Genomic DNA, 15,601 nt, shown 5'->3' on the forward strand with positions numbered 1-15,601 from the left:
CCTCGCGACCGACACAGCCACGAACAGTCCCAGACCCGCCACTACAGATCGCGATCACTCCGACGCGGTCAGAACAAGAGATCGCGTAGCTGTCTCTCCGCACGCACGTGCGGAAGACAGGGCTAGACGCCGAAGAGCACGTCCACCGGGTCGTCCAGCGCGTCGGTGAGGTCGACGACGGAGGTGTCGAAGACGACCAGCCGGGTGCTCACAGCTTTCAGGCTCGCGAGCGACGCGCCGAGCACGCTCGCGTGGACCACGGACGAGGCCATCGAGCCGCTCTGGTCGATGAGCAGGATGACGTCGCGCAGCGCCGCGGCCTTCCGCGCCCGCTCGTGCCCGATCAGCCGGTCCACGATGACGGTGCGCTGTTCGGGCTGGTAGTTGCGCAGGTTCGCGAGGATCGTGCGGTTCCAGTCGACGTCGGGCAGCCGTGGGGTGCGGGTGCGCTCGGCCCTGTTGAGCGCACCGAGCACTGCGGAGTGCAGGGAGTGCTCGAGGCGGCGCTCGATGTCCTCGACGACCTTGCGGACCACTGCGCGGGCGGTCTGCCGGGTGCGTTCGGGCAGCGCGGACCGCAGTGAGAGCAGGGTGCCGACCAGGTGGATGTCGGGCTCGGCCGCGGCCAGCAGCTCCGGTTCCATCAGCAGCCGGGCGAGGCCGAGCCGGGTGACCGCGTCACGCTGCAGCACCTGCACGACCGACGACGGGAAGTAGTCACGGATGTCACCAAGCCAGCGGGTCACCGCGGGAGCGGAGCCGCCCAGGCCGGCCGACCGCCGCCGCGGGCCGCCGCGACCGCCGGCCCCGCCGTCTCCGGACCCGTCGTCGCCACTGTCGTAGAGCGCGCCCAGGGCCGCGTCGATGTCCGCGTCCCGTTTCGACAGGCCGCCCGCCGCGCCGAACGCCGGCGCGGCGGGCGCTCCGAGGACGAGCCGCCACCGGCGCGCCCGCTCGTCGGCATCCTCGGCCCCGGGCAGGGGTGCGGATGACGGCATCGCAGTGGTCTGGTCAGCGGGCATCGGAGCCGTCCTTTCCTACGGTGGCGAGACCCAGCAGCGCGGTGAGGGTCGGCAGCACGGCTGTGACCCGGTCGATGTCCCAGGCCGGGTCCGTCCCGCTGTCCGCCGGCGGGTCGCCGGCCAGCGGAGATGCCGCGCCGGCCGCGCCGACGGGTGTCTGCGCGGCAGCTGTGCCGCCGCCGGGTTCCGTCACGTCCGGTCCCGCGATGGCGGGCTGGGGCAGGCCGGCGCGGACCCGTTCGCCGATCATGCGGCGTTCGTGGCCGCCGAAGGTGGCGAACGCGCGGCGCAGCGGGGCGAGTGCAGGAACGAAGTCGTCCGGGTCGAGGCCGCACAGCCAGGTGTCGACGAGCGCGAGCAGCGCCGGGTCGCGGGCGAGCACGGAGCCGGCCCGGCCGAGGAAGCCGGCGAGCCAGCGCGCCGCGTCGGCGGGTGCGCCGCCGGCGGTGGACAGCGCCCGCGCCAGCCGTGTCGACACGTCCGCCGCGGCCAGCTGGCCGGCGTCGGAGAGGATCCGGGTGCACCGCCCGGTCACCAGCGGGTTTCCGCCGATCTGGACAGCCGCGACGCCCACGGCCGTGTGCCACCGGGCGAGGTGCGCGGGGTCGGCGATGAGCCGGAACGCGGCGTCGGCCCCGTCAGCCGCTGCCGTCATGGCGTCGGCGGCGTCGTCGTCAAGGCTGACGCAGGCCGGCGGTAACCCGGCACAGATCCGCGTCATCAGGCTGTTCGTCAGCCCGACGACCAGGGCGGTGTCGCTGCCCCGTACGTCGCCGTACCGGTGCACGCGGGCCAGCGGTGCGAGTGCCCGCATCAGGTGGGCGACGTCGCCGGTGGCGGCGGCACGGCGTTCGAGGCCGGCGGACACCGCCTCGAGTGCGGTGGGCAGGTCCGCGAGCACCACCTGCTCGAACAGTTCCGTGATCGCGGCGAGGTCGGCGGCGGCATCGGTGCGGGCGGCGACGACGGTTGTCGCCGCGTCCGCGACGGTGGCACCGTGCCGGGCCGCGGCGATGAGGTCGAGGGCGAACGACGGCCGCCAGGCGAGCTGCCAGGCCTCGGCGAAGGTGCCGGTGCTGGCTGTCTGCGCGGGGACGCCCCAGTCGACGCCGAGCAGCCGCAGCCGGTGCAGCAGTGCGCTGCGTTCCCGGTCGAGGTCGCGCCGCAGATCCAGGCGCAGTGCCCGTTCGGTCGGGCTCGGCGCCAGCCGCAGCCTCTTCTGCGCCCGGGCGAGGTCGGCGGCCAGGGGAACGGCCGGGACATCCGGCCCGACCTCGCCGACGACGTCCCCGACGACGAGCTGCTCACGGACGACCCGCAGCGGAACCTGGTCTCCGCCGCAGAGCCCGGCGAGGACCGCGTCGGTGAGCTCGGTGAGACCGGGGGCGGCGCGGTCGCGGACCGCGGCGAGAGTCTCGGCGAGCCGCACGGTCTCCACCGCCGAGGCCGTCGACGCGGGCAGGTCGGCGGCGCGGAGCAGGGCGGCGACCCGGGCCACCCAACGGGCGGTGGTCTGGTCGGGGGCGGTCCACAGATGGTGGTACCAGCCCGGCGAGGCGATGCCGGCGCCGTAGCCGGAGTCGGCCGCCAGCAGCGCGTGCGTCCACGGCACCCAGGTTGTGGCGGTGCGTACCGGACGGATGCCGCGCAGCAGCTCGCGGTCGGCGGTGACGGTGGTCCGGCCGGTCCGCCCAGCGAGCGCCGGGACGTGCCAGGCACCGCAGATCACGGCGATCCGGCGGGCGGCGTCCGCGCCGGTGGCGGCGGCACGGATCTCCAGCCGCATGTGCGCCTCACGGAGCAGCTCGCGATGCCGGCGCTCGTCACCACGGGGCTGGCCGGCGGGCTCGCCGCTGCCGCTGCCATCGCCGTTGCTGTCGTTCCGCCGGTCGCCGCCTTCGCCTTCGCCTTCGCCTCCGCGGGAGCGGTCGCCGCGGTCGCCCGCCTCGTCGCCGCGGCCAGGACCGCTGCCGTCGCCGTCGCGCAGCGCCGCCATCGACTCGGCGACGGCGGTGAACAGGTTCACTGCGCCTGCCCCGTCGAGCCGGCGGTGCTCGACGAGGTCCTCCCAGAAGCGCTCCGGGTCGTCGTGGCCGGCTGCGTACGCCAGCCAGCCAAGCGGGTCGGCGGCCACGTCAGGCACGCCGGTCAGGTCCGGCGCCCCGGCAGCGTCCGGTGTCGGGTTCGCCGGCCGGCCGAGGTCGGATAGGCGCCCGGTCGCTCTGGCCGCCAGGTTCTGGGTGGCTGCCGGAGCGGCTCCGGCTCCCGCGGCTCCGGCTCCCGCGGCTCCGGCTTCCGCGACCCCGGCTGCGGCGCGTCGGCGCAGCGCCAGGTCGTGGCCGAACGGAAGGTCGATGAAGCGGGTGCGAACTCCGTGCGCCCGACCGTGCAGCAGGGCCTGCCATTCCGGTGAGAAGTCGGCGAACGGCCAGAACCCGGCGTCGCGTGGCTCGTCGACGGCGTAGGCGGTCAGTGCCACGGGCGGGGTGAGCGTGGCGAGGTGGGTGAGCGCGCCATCGCCGTCAGGTGGTCCTTCGACGAGGATCAGGTCGGGATCGAGCTCGGCGAGTGCCGCGCGCACCGCCCGCGCCGAGCCGGGGCCGTGATGGCGCACGCCGAGATAAGTGACTGCCATCAGGCGCCCCCGGGGGAGGCCAGCGCGCCGTCCTCCTCCAGATCCCGGCAGGCCCGGTAGAGGTCCGCCCAGTTCGCGCGGTCGCGGACCACCCCTTCGAGATACTCCCGCCAGACGACGGGGTCGGTCGACGGATCCTTGATCACCGCTCCGAGGAGGCCGGCGGCGATGTCCTCGGCGCCCAGCCGGCCGTCCCCGAAGTGCGTCGCCAGGGTCATCCCACCGGTGATCACACTGATCGCCTCGGCGGTGGAGAGCGTCGCGGTCGGCGACTTCAGCGTGGTGCGGCCGTCGCCGGTGACACCGGCCCGCAGCTCCCGGAAGATCCGAACCACCCGACGGACCTCGTCGACGGGCGGCGGCTCATCCGGCAGTGCCAGCGACCGGCCGATCTCGGCGACCCGCCGGGTGACGATCTCCACCTCGGCGTCCTCGCTGGCGGGCAGTGGCAGCACCACGGTGTTGAACCGGCGCCGCAGCGCCGAGGACATCTCGTTGACGCCCCGGTCACGGTCGTTGGCGGTGGCGATGACGGTGAACCCGGCGACCGCCTGTACCTCGCTCGACAGCTCGGGAATCGGCAGGGTCTTCTCGGACAGCACGGTGATGAGCGCGTCCTGCACCTCCGCGCCCATGCGGGTGAGCTCCTCGACCCGGGCGACCGACCCCGTGGTCATCGCGCGCATCACCGGCGAGGGCACCAGCGCCGCCGGTGACGGCCCTTCGGCGATGAGACGCGCGTAGTTCCAGCCGTAGCGGACGGCATCCTCGGAGGTTCCGGCCGTGCCCTGCACGACGAGCGTCGAGTCGCCGCTGATCGCGGCCGCCAGGTGCTCCGAAAGCCAGGTCTTGGCGGTGCCGGGGCTGCCGAGCAGCAGCAGCGCCCGGTCGGTGGCGAGCGTGGCGACCGCCACCTCGACGAGCCGGCGGGAGCCGATGTACTTCGCCGAGATGACCGTCCCGTCGTCGAGCTCGCCGCCCAGCAGGTAGGTGACGACCGCCCACGGAGAGAGCCGCCAGGACGGCGGCCGCTGCCGGGTGTCGGCGGTGGCCAGCGCGGCGAGCTCGGCGGCATAGGCCTGCTCGGCGTGCGGCCGCAGCAGGTGCGGGGTGCCGGTGGGGATGCTGTCAGCCGGGGCGGCAGGCAGAGGTATGGAGGACGTGGTCAACGGGGGCCTTCCTGGACGAGCCGGACCGGGCGGGCCGGCTCGGCGGCGATGCCGGTGGGGGGCGGGGTGGCGAGCGCGGCGTGCAGCCGCCGCCGCGCTTCGAGGACGGAGCACAGCGCGGCGTGCCCGTCGACGAAGGCCTGCGCGATCAGGTGCGGGTTGAGGCGGGCGAGGCCGAGGCCGACCTCGGGGTCGATCCGCCAGGCGGTGGCAGTCAGCAGATGCAGGACTCGCGACGTCACCCAGGTGTCTCCGGGCGGGCTGGTCAGCAGTGCGGCCAGGGGGACGAGCGCGGCCCGGGAGAAGTCCGTCGACCAGCGCCCGGGTATGGAGGCGAGCAGTAGTGCGGCCCGTTCCGCCGGCTGCCGCGGGCGGACCCGCACCGCCACCGGCGCACGCGGGTCACCGGGTGGCTGGGATGCCGTCAGTGGATGGCCGCGCAACGCCAGTGTGAGTCCGTCCGCTCGGGCCGACTCGGGCAGGCAGGTGATGAGACGGCCCTGCTCCTCGGGTTCGGTGTAGGGCAGCAGCGCGAGCACCCATTCGCGGCGGTGATGGCGTACGACGGCGGGGAGCAGCGCGCGTCGCAGCCAGGACGCCGGCTCCTGAGTCACTCCCGCGACGGTGACGTCGGCGGCCAGGAACTGTTCGGCGGTCAGCCTGGTGCGTTCCGCCCAGACGGCCGGGTCGACGCGGGTGAGCTCGGCGCTGAGAAGCATGGCGCGGGCCTCGGCGGTGCTGATGTTCGGCCGAGGCTCGCGGATACCGTCGCGCCGCATCTCGTCGGTGATCCCGGCGGGTGTGTCGAGTTCGACGCGGTGGCTGCGGCGGCCGGGCAGGCCGTGCCGCGTCACGGTGATCAGCCCTTCGGTGCGGGTGGCCGCACGCTCCTCCAGGCCGGAGCCGGGCAGCCGCAGCGAGGACGTGACCGCGGCGTCCCTGACGTCGGCACGCCGGTCGTCGAGCGCATGCTCGAGCAGGTCGATGTCCCACGGCCCGGCGCCGACCCGTAACGCCTCGCAGAAGGCGACCCGCTCGGCCCCGCTCGCCTGGTCGAACGGTGCGAACGGCGGCCCGTCGGCGGGGCCGCGGAGCAGTGCGACCGCCGCGGCCGGGTCATCGTGGCGCAGTTCCTGCAGCAGCATCCGCCGCTCGGCGGCGTCAGCGGTCGGCCACGTCTCGACGGTCCCGCGGCGTGCCCACCGGCCGTCCGGATGCAGGCCGGCGAGCCACCTGCCGCGCTCGCCGAGGACCCGGCTGATCGCGACGCGGATCTCCGTTTCCCGCCGGCCCAGGGCCAGCAGGTCACACAGCAGCCCAGCCGGCGCATGCCAGCCGTGTTCGGCCATCAGATCCAGGCATCGCTGCCGGGCCTCGGCCTGGCCTGCCAGCGTGCCCTCGACGATGAGGGAGACATCCGGTGCCAGGACCGCCGTGTGGTCGGGCGGTGCTGGGGACGGCGCGGGCTCCCCGCCGGCGTCGGCGGGGAGCAGCCCGGCCCGGCGTGCGACGGCGGCGAGCGCCACGGCCCGCAACAGCCTGTCCCCAGCGGTCGGTGGCTCGCCGTCGCCGCCGCGAGTGCCCTCCTGCTCGACGGCGAGATGACCGAGACCGGGGAGAGGCGGTACAGCGGCCCGCGCCGTGCCGACGACAGCGGCGTCGACCAGCTCCGACCAGCCCGGCGCAGGCCGCACCGACCTCGGCCTGGTGCCTGGCCCGCTGCCGCTGAGGTCGGTGTCGTCACCGCGGCCAGCGCCACCGCTGCTGCATGCGGGCTGGTCGGGGTGGTCTGCCGGTGGGTTCGGGCCAGCGTCGAGGTGAGCCCGCGACGGGGCCGCTGACAGCGGGGTGACGTCGAAGCCGTCCCACTCGACGACCAGGTCGAGCGGATGACCACCACCCACGGCGAGCAGCCACCAGCCCCACCGGGCCGCCGCGTCGCCGGCCAGCGGCAGAGCCTGCCCGGCACTGTCGCGTAGCAGCCACCCGGCACTCTCCGCGCCGGGCGCTGGTCACCTGCGGCAGCCGGCAGGACCGTGATGCCGCGGACGACGAACGCGACCGGATCGGCCCACGGATCCGCGATGAGGGTGGTGGCGTGCGCGGACAGCACCTCCCGCCAGGTCGACGGGCCGGAAGCGGAGCCTTCCGTCCCGGACTCAGGCCCAGAAGCAGGGCTGGGCCCGGCCAGCTCGGTGAGTGGCTCGGGGGCGCCGGTGGCCCCGGCGAGCGCGAGCCTGGCGGGCCGGCGGCCGGGATAGGCCGCCACCTCCGCCTGGACGCGGGTGAGGACCGGCAGGCCGGGAGGCGGTGGATTCCTCCCCACGCCGAAGCTCACCAACGGCGCCAGCGGCCCGGTCGGGGACGATCGCAGCCACTGCCGGCGCCCCTGCAACTTCCCGGCATGGAACAGCCGCTCGCCGAGAACGTCCATCGGCCCGGCCAGCCTGTCTCCGGCGAGCACGTCGGCAGTCGTCCGGGAGAAGCCGACCCGGTCACGCACCACGTCGACGAGCTCGGGCGGCAGCTGGGCCCGCCTCGACCAGCCCTGGCAGAGCAGATGCAGGCAGCCGAGTCGGTCGGCGAGCCGATCCGGCCAGTCCGCGCCGCCGCGCGCGGCGAGGCGGGCCATCTCACGGACGACCTCGGCGAGCCCGGGCGCCTGCGCGTCGACCATCCGCGCGGCGAGGCTCTCCCACCAGGCGGCGGGCTGCGTCTGGGCGGCGCCCAGCCCGTCGCGGGCGATGTCGGAGAGCCACCGGTTCAGCTCGGCCACACCGGCGTCGACCCGGGCCTCGCGCCGAGCCAGGGCGCGCACCGACGATGCTGATCTGGCAGTGCCGGACGCGCCCGACCCGCCTGCGGTACCCCCGGCCGCGGCGCGCTGGGTGGCCCGGGCGCTGGCCGCATCCACGCGGGCGGCCCGCCGGCCGAGCCAGCCCGACACCCACTCGGGCGGGTCGCCGCCGGCGGTGAGCGCGCCAGGATTGCCGCTGACCAGGAACAGCAGGCCCAGCGCGTGCTTGCACGGGAACTTCCGGCTCGGACAGCTACAGGTGGAGGCTGCCTCGGCGCCGCACAGCACGACCACCCGGTAGGGCGTCGCTCCGCTGCCGCGGCACGCCCCCCATGCCGCATCGCCGGACGTGCCGAGCCCTGACCAGTTGCTCACCCCGCTGAGGCGTTCACCAGCCCGGGCGGCGGCCGCGTCGGGCGCCAGGGCGAGCACGGTCTCGCGGGTCACGGTCGAGACGGTTGACGACGACATGGGGCAATCCTGGCGCCCACCTCCGACAGTTCTCGCGCCGCGGCCGGTCGACGCCCCGGAGCGTCCGCGCGCGATCCGAATGGCAACCGATGGTTGCGTGATGGCGGGAGTCCGGCTACCTTGATGTGCAACCAAACATTGCAGGAGGTTGGCATGGAGTTCGGAACCCTCGAGCGCGAGATCTACATCGAGGCCTCGCCGGAGATCGTCTTCGACGTGGTGAGCAGCCCCGAGCACCTGAAAGGGTGGTGGCCCGACGACGCCCGTTACGAGCCGACTCCCGGCTCGGCAGGGGAGATCGTCTTCGGAGACCGCGACGCCGACGGCAAGGTCGTGCCGTTCACCGTCGTCGACGTGCGACCACCGCGGACGTTCTCGTTCCGCTGGACGCATCCGGGCGACCAGGCCGCGGCCGAGGGCAACTCGTTGCTGGTCACCTTCGACCTGACGCCCTCGGGCGGCGGGACGCTGCTGCGGATGACCGAGACCGGCTTCCGGGAGATGGGCTGGGAGGTCGCCGTCCTCGAGGAGCAGTACCGGGACCACGTCTCCGGCTGGGATTTCTACCTGCCGCGGATCGCCCCGTACGTGGCGACGCTGCGGGTGCGGCCCTGAACACCGCGGTGGCCGGCGGCGTCGACGACGACCTCTGGTCCGCCATCGGGGACCCGACCCGGCGCCGGCTCCTCGACCTGCTGCTTGTCGACGGGGGCGGCACCGCGACCTCGTTGAGCCGACAGCTGCCGGTCACCCGTCAGGCGGTGGCCAAGCATCTCGGTGTCCTCGACCGGGTCGGCCTGGTCCGGGCGACGCCCGCGGGCCGGGAGAAGCGGTACCGGGTGGACGACGCCCAGCTCGCCCGCGCGGTGGCCCAGCTCGCGTCGGTCGGGTCCGCGTGGGACGCCCGACTGCAGCGCATCAGGCGGATCGCCGAGGCGATCCAGCGTGCCCAACAGGACTGACGACAACAGGACTGACGACTCGTCCGGCACCGCGACCGGCTGATCTCAGGGAGAGCCGCAATGGTGGACATTCTGCACAGGGTCGGAGTCAGGACCCCGAGCCCCGAAAAGGTGTACGACGCGCTTACGACCGTCGAGGGCCTCACCGGCTGGTGGACGGACGACACGAGGTGGGCGGACGATCCGCAGGGCCGCGGTGACGCCGGAATCGGCGGCGTCCTCGAGTTCCGTTTCCCGGTCGGCGGCTTCGACATGGAGGTCGTCGAGTTGCGGCCGTCGGAGCGGGTCGCCTGGCGTGTGGTTGACGGCCCCGAGGAATGGAAGGGCACGACGATCGACTGGGATCTGCACCAGAACGGCGAGTACACGATCGTCCTGTTCCGGCACCAGGGCTGGAAGGAGCCCGTCGAGTTCATGCACCACTGCAGCACCAAGTGGGGCTCCTTCCTGATGAGCCTGAAATCCCTGGTGGAGACCGGCGCAGGCGCGCCGGCTCCGCGGGACGTGCCGATCAGCGACTGGCACTGAGCGACTGGCACTGAGCGACTGGCGCCGAGCGACCTGGACCGACCGGTCCCTCCTGACCCTGCCGGTCGGCGCGGGCCCCGACGTCCGCGCAGGCCTCTCCGCCACCTACGAAGCCGTTACGGCTGCGCGGCTTCTACGGTAGACACCCCGGATGGGACGCAGCCAGGGCGGAGCAGGCACCGCTCCCTTCCGACTCGGGATCGACGTCGTCTGGAAGGCTGTGGCGGCCGGATTTCTGCTCCTCGCGGTGGCGGGCTACTTCTTCCACGTGAACGCTGTCCTCGGGCGGTATGGGATCGATGTCGTCGGCGAGGTGCTGGACGCTGGCGGCCCGCGTGAGCGCCCGACGGTTCGTTTCGTCACTCGCGCCGGAACGCCGGTTGAAACAATGATCATGACCGACGGCGAGGAAGAACTGCGGGTCGGCGAAATGGCGGCCGTGGAGTACGACGAGCGTAACCCGCACCGGGCCCGCCTGCCTGGCAGCCGGTGGTACTGGGAACTTCCGGTGGGAGCGGCTGCGATCGGTCTGGCGACACCCGCGGTCGCCGTCTGGATCTTCTTTCGCCGTCGCCGGGAATACCCTGGATGGGAGTCGCTGACGGCCACCGAGATCGCCGACGTTCTTGCGGCACCTCGGGCGCCATGGTGGCCCGGCGCGCCAGCCGCTGACGCGGCGGACGCGCTCGGGACCCACAGTCGGCGTTCAGTTCAGATGCTGCGTCGGGACCAGCAGGAGATCCACCGGATGTTTCCGGCCTGGGACCTCTGGGGCGTTTCCGGGGAAGGCTCGGTCGAGCGTTGGCCGGCTGGTCAACGGCTGAGTACGGCGGTCGACGAGGTCTGGTGTCGGCGTCGGCGCGGGGAGCCGTGGCGGCTGAAGGTCATCCTGCTGGACCGACCGCCCTCCCCGGAGAGGACCACCCCCGCCGACCAGGGCTGACGGGGAGGCTGTCGAGCCGGCGTCAGAGGTTCTGGCCGCCGGAGAGCTCGATACGGGTGCCGTTGGCCCAGGCGAAGCCGTCGGCGAGGATCAGCGGGACGGCGGCGCCGATGTCGTCCGGCTCGCCCGCCCGGCCGAGCGGGATCGCGCCGGCGACGGCCTCGTTGACCTGCTTGTTGTCGCGGACGAGGCCGCCGCCGAAGTCGGTGGCGATCGCGCCCGGCACCAGGACGTTGACCCGGATCCGGCGCTCGCCGAGCTCCGCGGCCTGGTAACGGGTCAGCACCTCGACAGCGCCCTTGGCCGCCGCGTACGCGGCGTTGCCCGGATAGGTGAAACGGGCCAGGCCGGACGACACGTTGAGGATGCGGCCGCCGTCGACGAGCAGCGGCAGCAGCGCCTGGGTGAGGAAGAACGGTGCCTTGACGTGGACGTCGAAGAGCCCGTCGAACTGCTCCGGAGTGGTCGCGGTGAAGGGCGCGTGCAGTCCGAAACCGGCGTTGTTCACGAGGTAGTCGACATGGTCCGTACCAAAACCGTCGAGGACGGAGCGGACGTCGGACGCGAACTGCGGGAAGCTTCCGCTGTCGCTGACGTCGAGCTGCAGGGCGGCAGCCGGCACTCCATGCTCACCGACCTGGGCGACGAGCGCGTCCGCTTCCGCTCTGTTCTGGTTGTAGGTGCCGATGACGCCGACGCCAGCCCTGGCGAGGTGGCTGGCCATGCTCCGGCCGAGGCCGCGGCTCGCGCCCGTGACCAGGGCGATCCTGGTGTTCGACATGATTCCCTCCGGGGGTGACGTTGCGTGACGACGGTGGTGCTGGTCCCACCGTGTCACCGCCGCCGCGGAAGGTGGACGTCCAACGCACCCCCGGATTGCCAGTACGGGGATAAGCCGTGGCTGGGCCGTCAGAATCGGAGCAGTGGAACGTGAGGAGCTCGGAGCCTTTCTGCGCCACCGTCGGGAGCAGCTACGGCCGGCGGACGTCGGCCTGGTCGGCGGCGCCCGGCGCCGGGCGGTCGGCCTGCGCCGCGACGAGGTCGCCCTGCTCGCCGACATGTCGACGGACTACTACGAACGGATCGAGCAGGCCCGCGGGCCGCGGCCGTCGCCGTCCATGCTCGGCGCGATCGCACGGGCACTTCGGCTGACCCTGGACGAGCGGGACCACATCTACCTGCTGGCTGGCCAGCATCCGCCGTCCCGGCACGAGTCGTTCGGCTATGCCGACGCCGGGCTCATGTACGTGCTGGATGCGGTGGCGCCGTCGGTGCCGGCGCACATCTGCGACGACCTGTCGACCGTCGTGGCGCAGAACCCGCTGAACGTCGCCCTGCTGGGACCGATCGCCCAGGCGCCCGGCCGCCGGAGCAACTTCCTGTGGCGCTGGTTCACCGACCCGCAGCTGCGGGCGCGCTACCTGCCCGAACAGCACGAGACGCTCGGCCGCGACTACGTCGCCGACCTGCGCGCCACGCTCGGCCAGCGCCACCTGGACGACGAGGTGCGTGCCCTGGTCGTCGAGCTCTCCGCGGCCAGCGCCGAGTTCCGGGACGTCTGGGCCCGTCAGGAGGTGGCCGTCCGGCGGACCACCCGCAAGGTCATCCTGCACCCCGAAGTCGGCCGGCTCGACCTGGAGTGCGACGTCGTGATCAGCCCGCCGTCCGGCCAGCGGCTGGTTCTCTTCCGTCCGCAACCAGGCACCGGGACGGGTGAGCGGTTGGAGATGCTCGCCGTGCTGGGGACCCAGACCTTCTCCGAGCACTGATCCTGACGCCCTCGCCCTCGCCCACACCGGCGGCGCGGGATGACGTCGGCCGACACGGGGTGGAGCAGGCGGCCCCCCGGATTCCGAGACCACTCGGATGGCTCTGGCGTCCGCCTGCTCGGGAACGCGAACGTGCTTCTACTGTATGAAAACGCCTCATGTCGCTCCTGTCCTTTATCTAGCGAAAATCGAGAATTTTCTGCTCGAATCGGCGGCGGGTGCCACGCGAGCGGCGAAGAATTTTCCGGACCATCGGGGCCGAATCTCGTGACGCAGCCGGCGCGATCGCCGGCGGGTCGTGTCGAGGTGCCGCTGGGAGGGTGAGTGCCCTGCCACGGTCACCGCTCACTGTCCGGAAATATCGGGCGTCGGTGAGGGATGGCGGCCGGGGGAACGTCCTCATGCAAGCTCTCATCATCGATTGTGATGGCCGTCACAATCGCTTGGAGAATGTTTGCCGGTGGCGTGTAACGTCGTTGCCGTGCTTCCGACCTGGGGAGTACACGCCGGGTGGCACGCCGAATCCCGCCCCGCCCGGCGCACAACGGATCTGAGGGTGGGAGCGGGGGACCCAAGTGTTCCCGGGCGTTCTTTCTGGACGTCCTTGGGGTGAAGCCGTCAGCGCTTTGTGGCGCGGATATGTGTGTGCGGCCGGGCGATTCCCAGCCCGAACCCGACAGCTAACTTCGTAGGCGTGGGGAAGGACATTCATTTTGTCCGTTATGACTTCGGGTGCCCGTAAGAGCCGTCGTTCGATCCGCCGTGGCCGCGCTCTGCTGGTCGCACCGGTGCTGGCCGCGACGATCGGTGGCGGAATCGCGATGTCCCAGCCGGCCAGCGCTGCCGCGCGGCCGGATGCCCACCGCTTCCTCAGCGCGGTGGTCCCCTGTGAGTCCGGGGGCAACCCGGGTGTGGTGAACGAGATCGGTGCGGGCGGGCTGTTCCAGTTCCTGCCGAGCACCTGGCGTGGGGTCGGTGGGCAGGGCCTGCCGCAGCACGCCAGCGCGGCGGAGCAGTGGAAGCGCGCGCACATCCTCTACGCGCAGCAGGGCACCAGCCCGTGGTACGCCTCCAAGAGCTGCTGGGGATCGAAGATCTGAGTCCGGCACAGATCCATCTGATCCACCTGATCCACCTGAACAATCAGTGCCCAACGCGTGCGGCTGTTGAATCGACGGCCGGCGTCAGGGGCGCCGCCTGAACTACGGATTCGGGTCGTCCCACCGGTGCGCCCGGACGTCTACAGACGTCCGGGCGCACCGGCATGTCCGCAGGTGGGAGCCTGCTTCGATGCTTTCCGGTTCCCCGTTCCCGACGTCCCGGCTGCGGGAACAGGGGTGCTGATGCGACGCGAGATCACGCCTGGATTGTTATCCCTATTCAGGGAACCTGAATTCTCTCGCGCCCGCAGTAGGCGCACTTTGAGACGAGTGTCTGCTAAGTTTCGTCCAGCCCTTCCGTCCTGGTATCGAACGAAAACGACCGATACCTTGCGTGCGGAAGATTCATGTACGGAACAGTTCAGTCGGCATGGAGTGATGGCCTGATGGGCGTGGGTGTTCGGACTATGCATGGCCGGGGCAGGCAGGCGGCTGGCTCGACGCGCGGTCGGGTGGCCCCGCGGGGGGCCGGGGACCGGCGGCGCGGCTGGTCGACGGCGTCGTGGCGCGGCGGCCTCGTCGCGGTGGCGACGGCCTTCGCCGTGTCCGCCTGCGGAGGTGACGACGCGGCGTCGTCGGCCAACCCCGCCCCGCGGACGACTGCGCCGTCCGCGGTGCCGACGTCGTCCTCGCCCGCGGAGAACACCGACCTGTCGCCCGCGGACTTCGTGCTGACCGAGGGCCCCGCCACTGCCGGGTTCGCGGCCTCCGCCGAGGAGCCCGCCGATCCCGAGGAACAGACCGATCTGTACTCCATCGTCGCCGGGTGCCTGGGTCTGCCGGCCCCGGCGCCCGGCGACGAGCCGCAGGCCAGTGCCGTTGGACCCACCTTCAACAGCCCCGACGAGATCTCGTCGATCGACTCCCTGGTGGAGATCGTCTCCGACGAACAGGTCGTCCGGGACCGGGAGCTGCTGAAGAACCCGCGGCTTCTGGAGTGCCTCGGCAGCTTCTACGAGCAACCGGCGGAAGGCGAGCCCGCGGACAGCGGCATCGAGATCATCTCGGTCGAGGAGCAGCCCGCGCCCACTGGCGCGCTCGCCTACATCCGGGCGGTCATGAAGCTCGGCGACACGGCGGATGCACTGGTCCTCTCCATGGACAGCCTCATCTTCCTGGAGGGGAACGTCGAGGTGACCGTCAACTACGTGAACACGGAGCAGGCGGCGCCGCGGGAACGCCTCCAGCAGATCGCGGACCAGATCTCGGAGAAGCTGCGTAACCGGTAGCCGGCAGCCGGTCCTGAACACCGTGCCACGGCAGACTGGACGGGTGAACGATCCTGCCTCCCCGATCCGGTTCCGACGGCTGGCGGAATCCGATTTCCCACTACTGCGCGGGTGGTTGGCCCAGCCGCATGTCGCGCGGTGGTGGAACCACGAGACCACGATCGAAGCGGTGCACCGTGACTTCGGGCCGGCGGCGCGGGGCGAGGAGCCGTCGGAGGATTTCCTCGCCCTGCTCGGCGGGACGCCGGTCGGCCTGATCCAGCGATGCGCCTATGCCGACTACCCGGAGTACGACGCCGAGCTGCGGCCCGTTGCCGACGTCCCGTCCGGTGCCATGAGCGTCGACTACCTGATCGGCGATCCGGCCTGGACGAACCGCGGTATCGGGCCGCGGATGATCGCTGCGATGGTCGCTCGAACGTGGTCGGATCATCCGGCGGCCACGTGCGTGCTGGTGCCTGTCTCGGCGGCGAACCGCGCGTCGTGGCGGGCCCTGGAGAAGGCGGGTTTCCGCCGGGTGGCCGAGGGCCCGCTCACACCGGACAACCCGATCGACGACCCTTTGCACTTCGTCTACCGGTTGGACCGGGTCCCCACCCCGAACTGACCCACGCACCGGCCTGGAGCCGCGCCCGGAGTGAGACGGACGTCCAGGCGTGAGCTCAGCCGTGGTCATCACCGGAGCGGCGTCCGGCATCGGACGGCGGACGGCGGGATGACCGCGCATCACGACGCCCTACCGCTGCGGCCGCTCGCGCCCTGACAAGGGCACTCCCTGAGACGACCGGTCGGCTGCACTAGTAGACTGTCGCCGCTAATGTGTGGGGTATAGGTGGCGGAGTTTGGTGCGGGCGTCATCGGTGGTGAAGTGCCAGTTGACCTGTCGCTGGTCGGCGTTGACGGCTGCCTGCCAGGC

General features: G+C 72.3%; 13 protein-coding genes, 1 pseudogene and 1 riboswitch. Of the genes and pseudogenes, 8 read left to right on the top strand and 6 right to left on the bottom strand.

Going from position 1 to position 15,601, the window contains the following annotated elements; translation table 11 throughout:
• Positions 1-125: 125 nt before the first annotated feature.
• From AB1460_RS30840 to AB1460_RS30860, 5 genes and pseudogenes are all read right to left on the bottom strand, one after another.
• A pseudogene (locus tag AB1460_RS30840) lies at positions 126-1,022 on the bottom strand (VWA domain-containing protein); the annotation flags it as partial.
• A complete protein-coding gene (locus tag AB1460_RS30845; RefSeq protein WP_368965603.1) occupies positions 1,012-3,657 on the bottom strand; it encodes a DUF5682 family protein in 2,646 nt (881 codons plus the stop codon). The gene AB1460_RS30845 and the pseudogene AB1460_RS30840, both read right to left, overlap by 11 nt.
• On the bottom strand, positions 3,657-4,826 hold the full coding sequence (locus tag AB1460_RS30850; RefSeq protein WP_420497421.1) for an ATP-binding protein: 1,170 nt from the start codon (positions 4,824-4,826) through the stop codon (positions 3,657-3,659). Before AB1460_RS30850 ends, AB1460_RS30845 begins: the two co-directional genes overlap by 1 nt.
• Positions 4,823-6,175, bottom strand: a complete 1,353-nt coding sequence (locus tag AB1460_RS30855) for a DUF5691 domain-containing protein (protein ID WP_368965604.1) — start codon at positions 6,173-6,175, stop codon at positions 4,823-4,825. Before AB1460_RS30855 ends, AB1460_RS30850 begins: the two co-directional genes overlap by 4 nt.
• Positions 6,175-8,094, bottom strand: a complete 1,920-nt coding sequence (locus AB1460_RS30860) for an SWIM zinc finger family protein (RefSeq protein ID WP_368965605.1) — start codon at positions 8,092-8,094, stop codon at positions 6,175-6,177. Before AB1460_RS30860 ends, AB1460_RS30855 begins: the two co-directional genes overlap by 1 nt.
• A 153-nt stretch (positions 8,095-8,247) precedes the next feature.
• On the opposite strand from AB1460_RS30860, the gene AB1460_RS30865 reads away from it, so the two are divergent.
• The 4 genes from AB1460_RS30865 to AB1460_RS30880 all read left to right on the top strand — a co-directional run bounded on the left by AB1460_RS30865 (position 8,248) and on the right by AB1460_RS30880 (position 10,527).
• Positions 8,248-8,709 carry an SRPBCC family protein gene (locus AB1460_RS30865; RefSeq protein WP_368965606.1) on the top strand — a complete coding sequence of 154 codons (462 nt, stop codon included), beginning with the start codon at positions 8,248-8,250 and terminating at the stop codon, positions 8,707-8,709.
• Positions 8,710-8,717: 8 nt separating this feature from the next.
• Positions 8,718-9,056: an ArsR/SmtB family transcription factor gene (locus tag AB1460_RS30870; protein ID WP_368965607.1), complete on the top strand. Its 339-nt coding sequence runs from the start codon at positions 8,718-8,720 to the stop codon at positions 9,054-9,056.
• A gap of 60 nt (positions 9,057-9,116) precedes the next feature.
• Positions 9,117-9,584 carry an SRPBCC family protein gene (locus AB1460_RS30875; protein WP_368965608.1) on the top strand — a complete coding sequence of 156 codons (468 nt, stop codon included), beginning with the start codon at positions 9,117-9,119 and terminating at the stop codon, positions 9,582-9,584.
• A 151-nt stretch (positions 9,585-9,735) separates the two neighbouring features.
• A complete protein-coding gene (locus AB1460_RS30880; RefSeq protein ID WP_368965609.1) occupies positions 9,736-10,527 on the top strand; it encodes a DUF3592 domain-containing protein in 792 nt (263 codons plus the stop codon).
• 22 nt (positions 10,528-10,549) lie between these two features.
• Here the strand turns inward: AB1460_RS30880 and AB1460_RS30885 are convergent, their stop codons facing one another.
• Positions 10,550-11,308, bottom strand: a complete 759-nt coding sequence (locus tag AB1460_RS30885) for an SDR family NAD(P)-dependent oxidoreductase (protein ID WP_368965610.1) — start codon at positions 11,306-11,308, stop codon at positions 10,550-10,552.
• A gap of 142 nt (positions 11,309-11,450) precedes the next feature.
• Between AB1460_RS30885 and AB1460_RS30890 the strand changes: the two genes are divergently transcribed.
• From AB1460_RS30890 to AB1460_RS30905, 4 genes are all read left to right on the top strand, one after another.
• Positions 11,451-12,296, top strand: coding sequence for a helix-turn-helix transcriptional regulator (locus AB1460_RS30890; RefSeq protein ID WP_368965611.1), 846 nt, complete (start codon positions 11,451-11,453; stop codon positions 12,294-12,296).
• A 506-nt stretch (positions 12,297-12,802) separates the two neighbouring features.
• Positions 12,803-13,005: riboswitch (cyclic di-AMP (ydaO/yuaA leader) on the top strand.
• 13 nt (positions 13,006-13,018) lie between these two features.
• Positions 13,019-13,396 (top strand): transglycosylase family protein, encoded by a 378-nt coding sequence (locus tag AB1460_RS30895; RefSeq protein WP_368965615.1) that lies wholly within the window; start codon positions 13,019-13,021, stop codon positions 13,394-13,396.
• 512 nt (positions 13,397-13,908) lie between these two features.
• Entirely contained in the window at positions 13,909-14,685 is a 777-nt protein-coding gene (locus tag AB1460_RS30900) for a hypothetical protein (protein WP_368965612.1), read from the top strand.
• A 43-nt stretch (positions 14,686-14,728) separates the two neighbouring features.
• Entirely contained in the window at positions 14,729-15,292 is a 564-nt protein-coding gene (locus AB1460_RS30905) for a GNAT family N-acetyltransferase (RefSeq protein ID WP_368965613.1), read from the top strand.
• Positions 15,293-15,601 lie beyond the last annotated feature (309 nt).

The organism is Parafrankia sp. FMc2, from assembly GCF_041008525.1.
Taxonomy (GTDB): domain Bacteria; phylum Actinomycetota; class Actinomycetes; order Frankiales; family Frankiaceae; genus Parafrankia.

What these genes read in the sequence shown, in the direction of transcription:
- AB1460_RS30865 (WP_368965606.1), top strand. Translation starts at nt 8,248, where the DNA reads ATGGAGTTCGGAACCCTCGAGCGCGAGATCTACATCGAGGCCTCGCCG.
- AB1460_RS30860 (WP_368965605.1), bottom strand. Translation starts at nt 8,094, where the DNA reads ATGTCGTCGTCAACCGTCTCGACCGTGACCCGCGAGACCGTGCTCGCC.
- AB1460_RS30885 (WP_368965610.1), bottom strand. Translation starts at nt 11,308, where the DNA reads ATGTCGAACACCAGGATCGCCCTGGTCACGGGCGCGAGCCGCGGCCTC.
- AB1460_RS30895 (WP_368965615.1), top strand. Translation starts at nt 13,019, where the DNA reads ATGACTTCGGGTGCCCGTAAGAGCCGTCGTTCGATCCGCCGTGGCCGC.
- AB1460_RS30880 (WP_368965609.1), top strand. Translation starts at nt 9,736, where the DNA reads ATGGGACGCAGCCAGGGCGGAGCAGGCACCGCTCCCTTCCGACTCGGG.
- AB1460_RS30875 (WP_368965608.1), top strand. Translation starts at nt 9,117, where the DNA reads ATGGTGGACATTCTGCACAGGGTCGGAGTCAGGACCCCGAGCCCCGAA.
- AB1460_RS30855 (WP_368965604.1), bottom strand. Translation starts at nt 6,175, where the DNA reads ATGGCCGAACACGGCTGGCATGCGCCGGCTGGGCTGCTGTGTGACCTG.
- AB1460_RS30845 (WP_368965603.1), bottom strand. Translation starts at nt 3,657, where the DNA reads ATGGCAGTCACTTATCTCGGCGTGCGCCATCACGGCCCCGGCTCGGCG.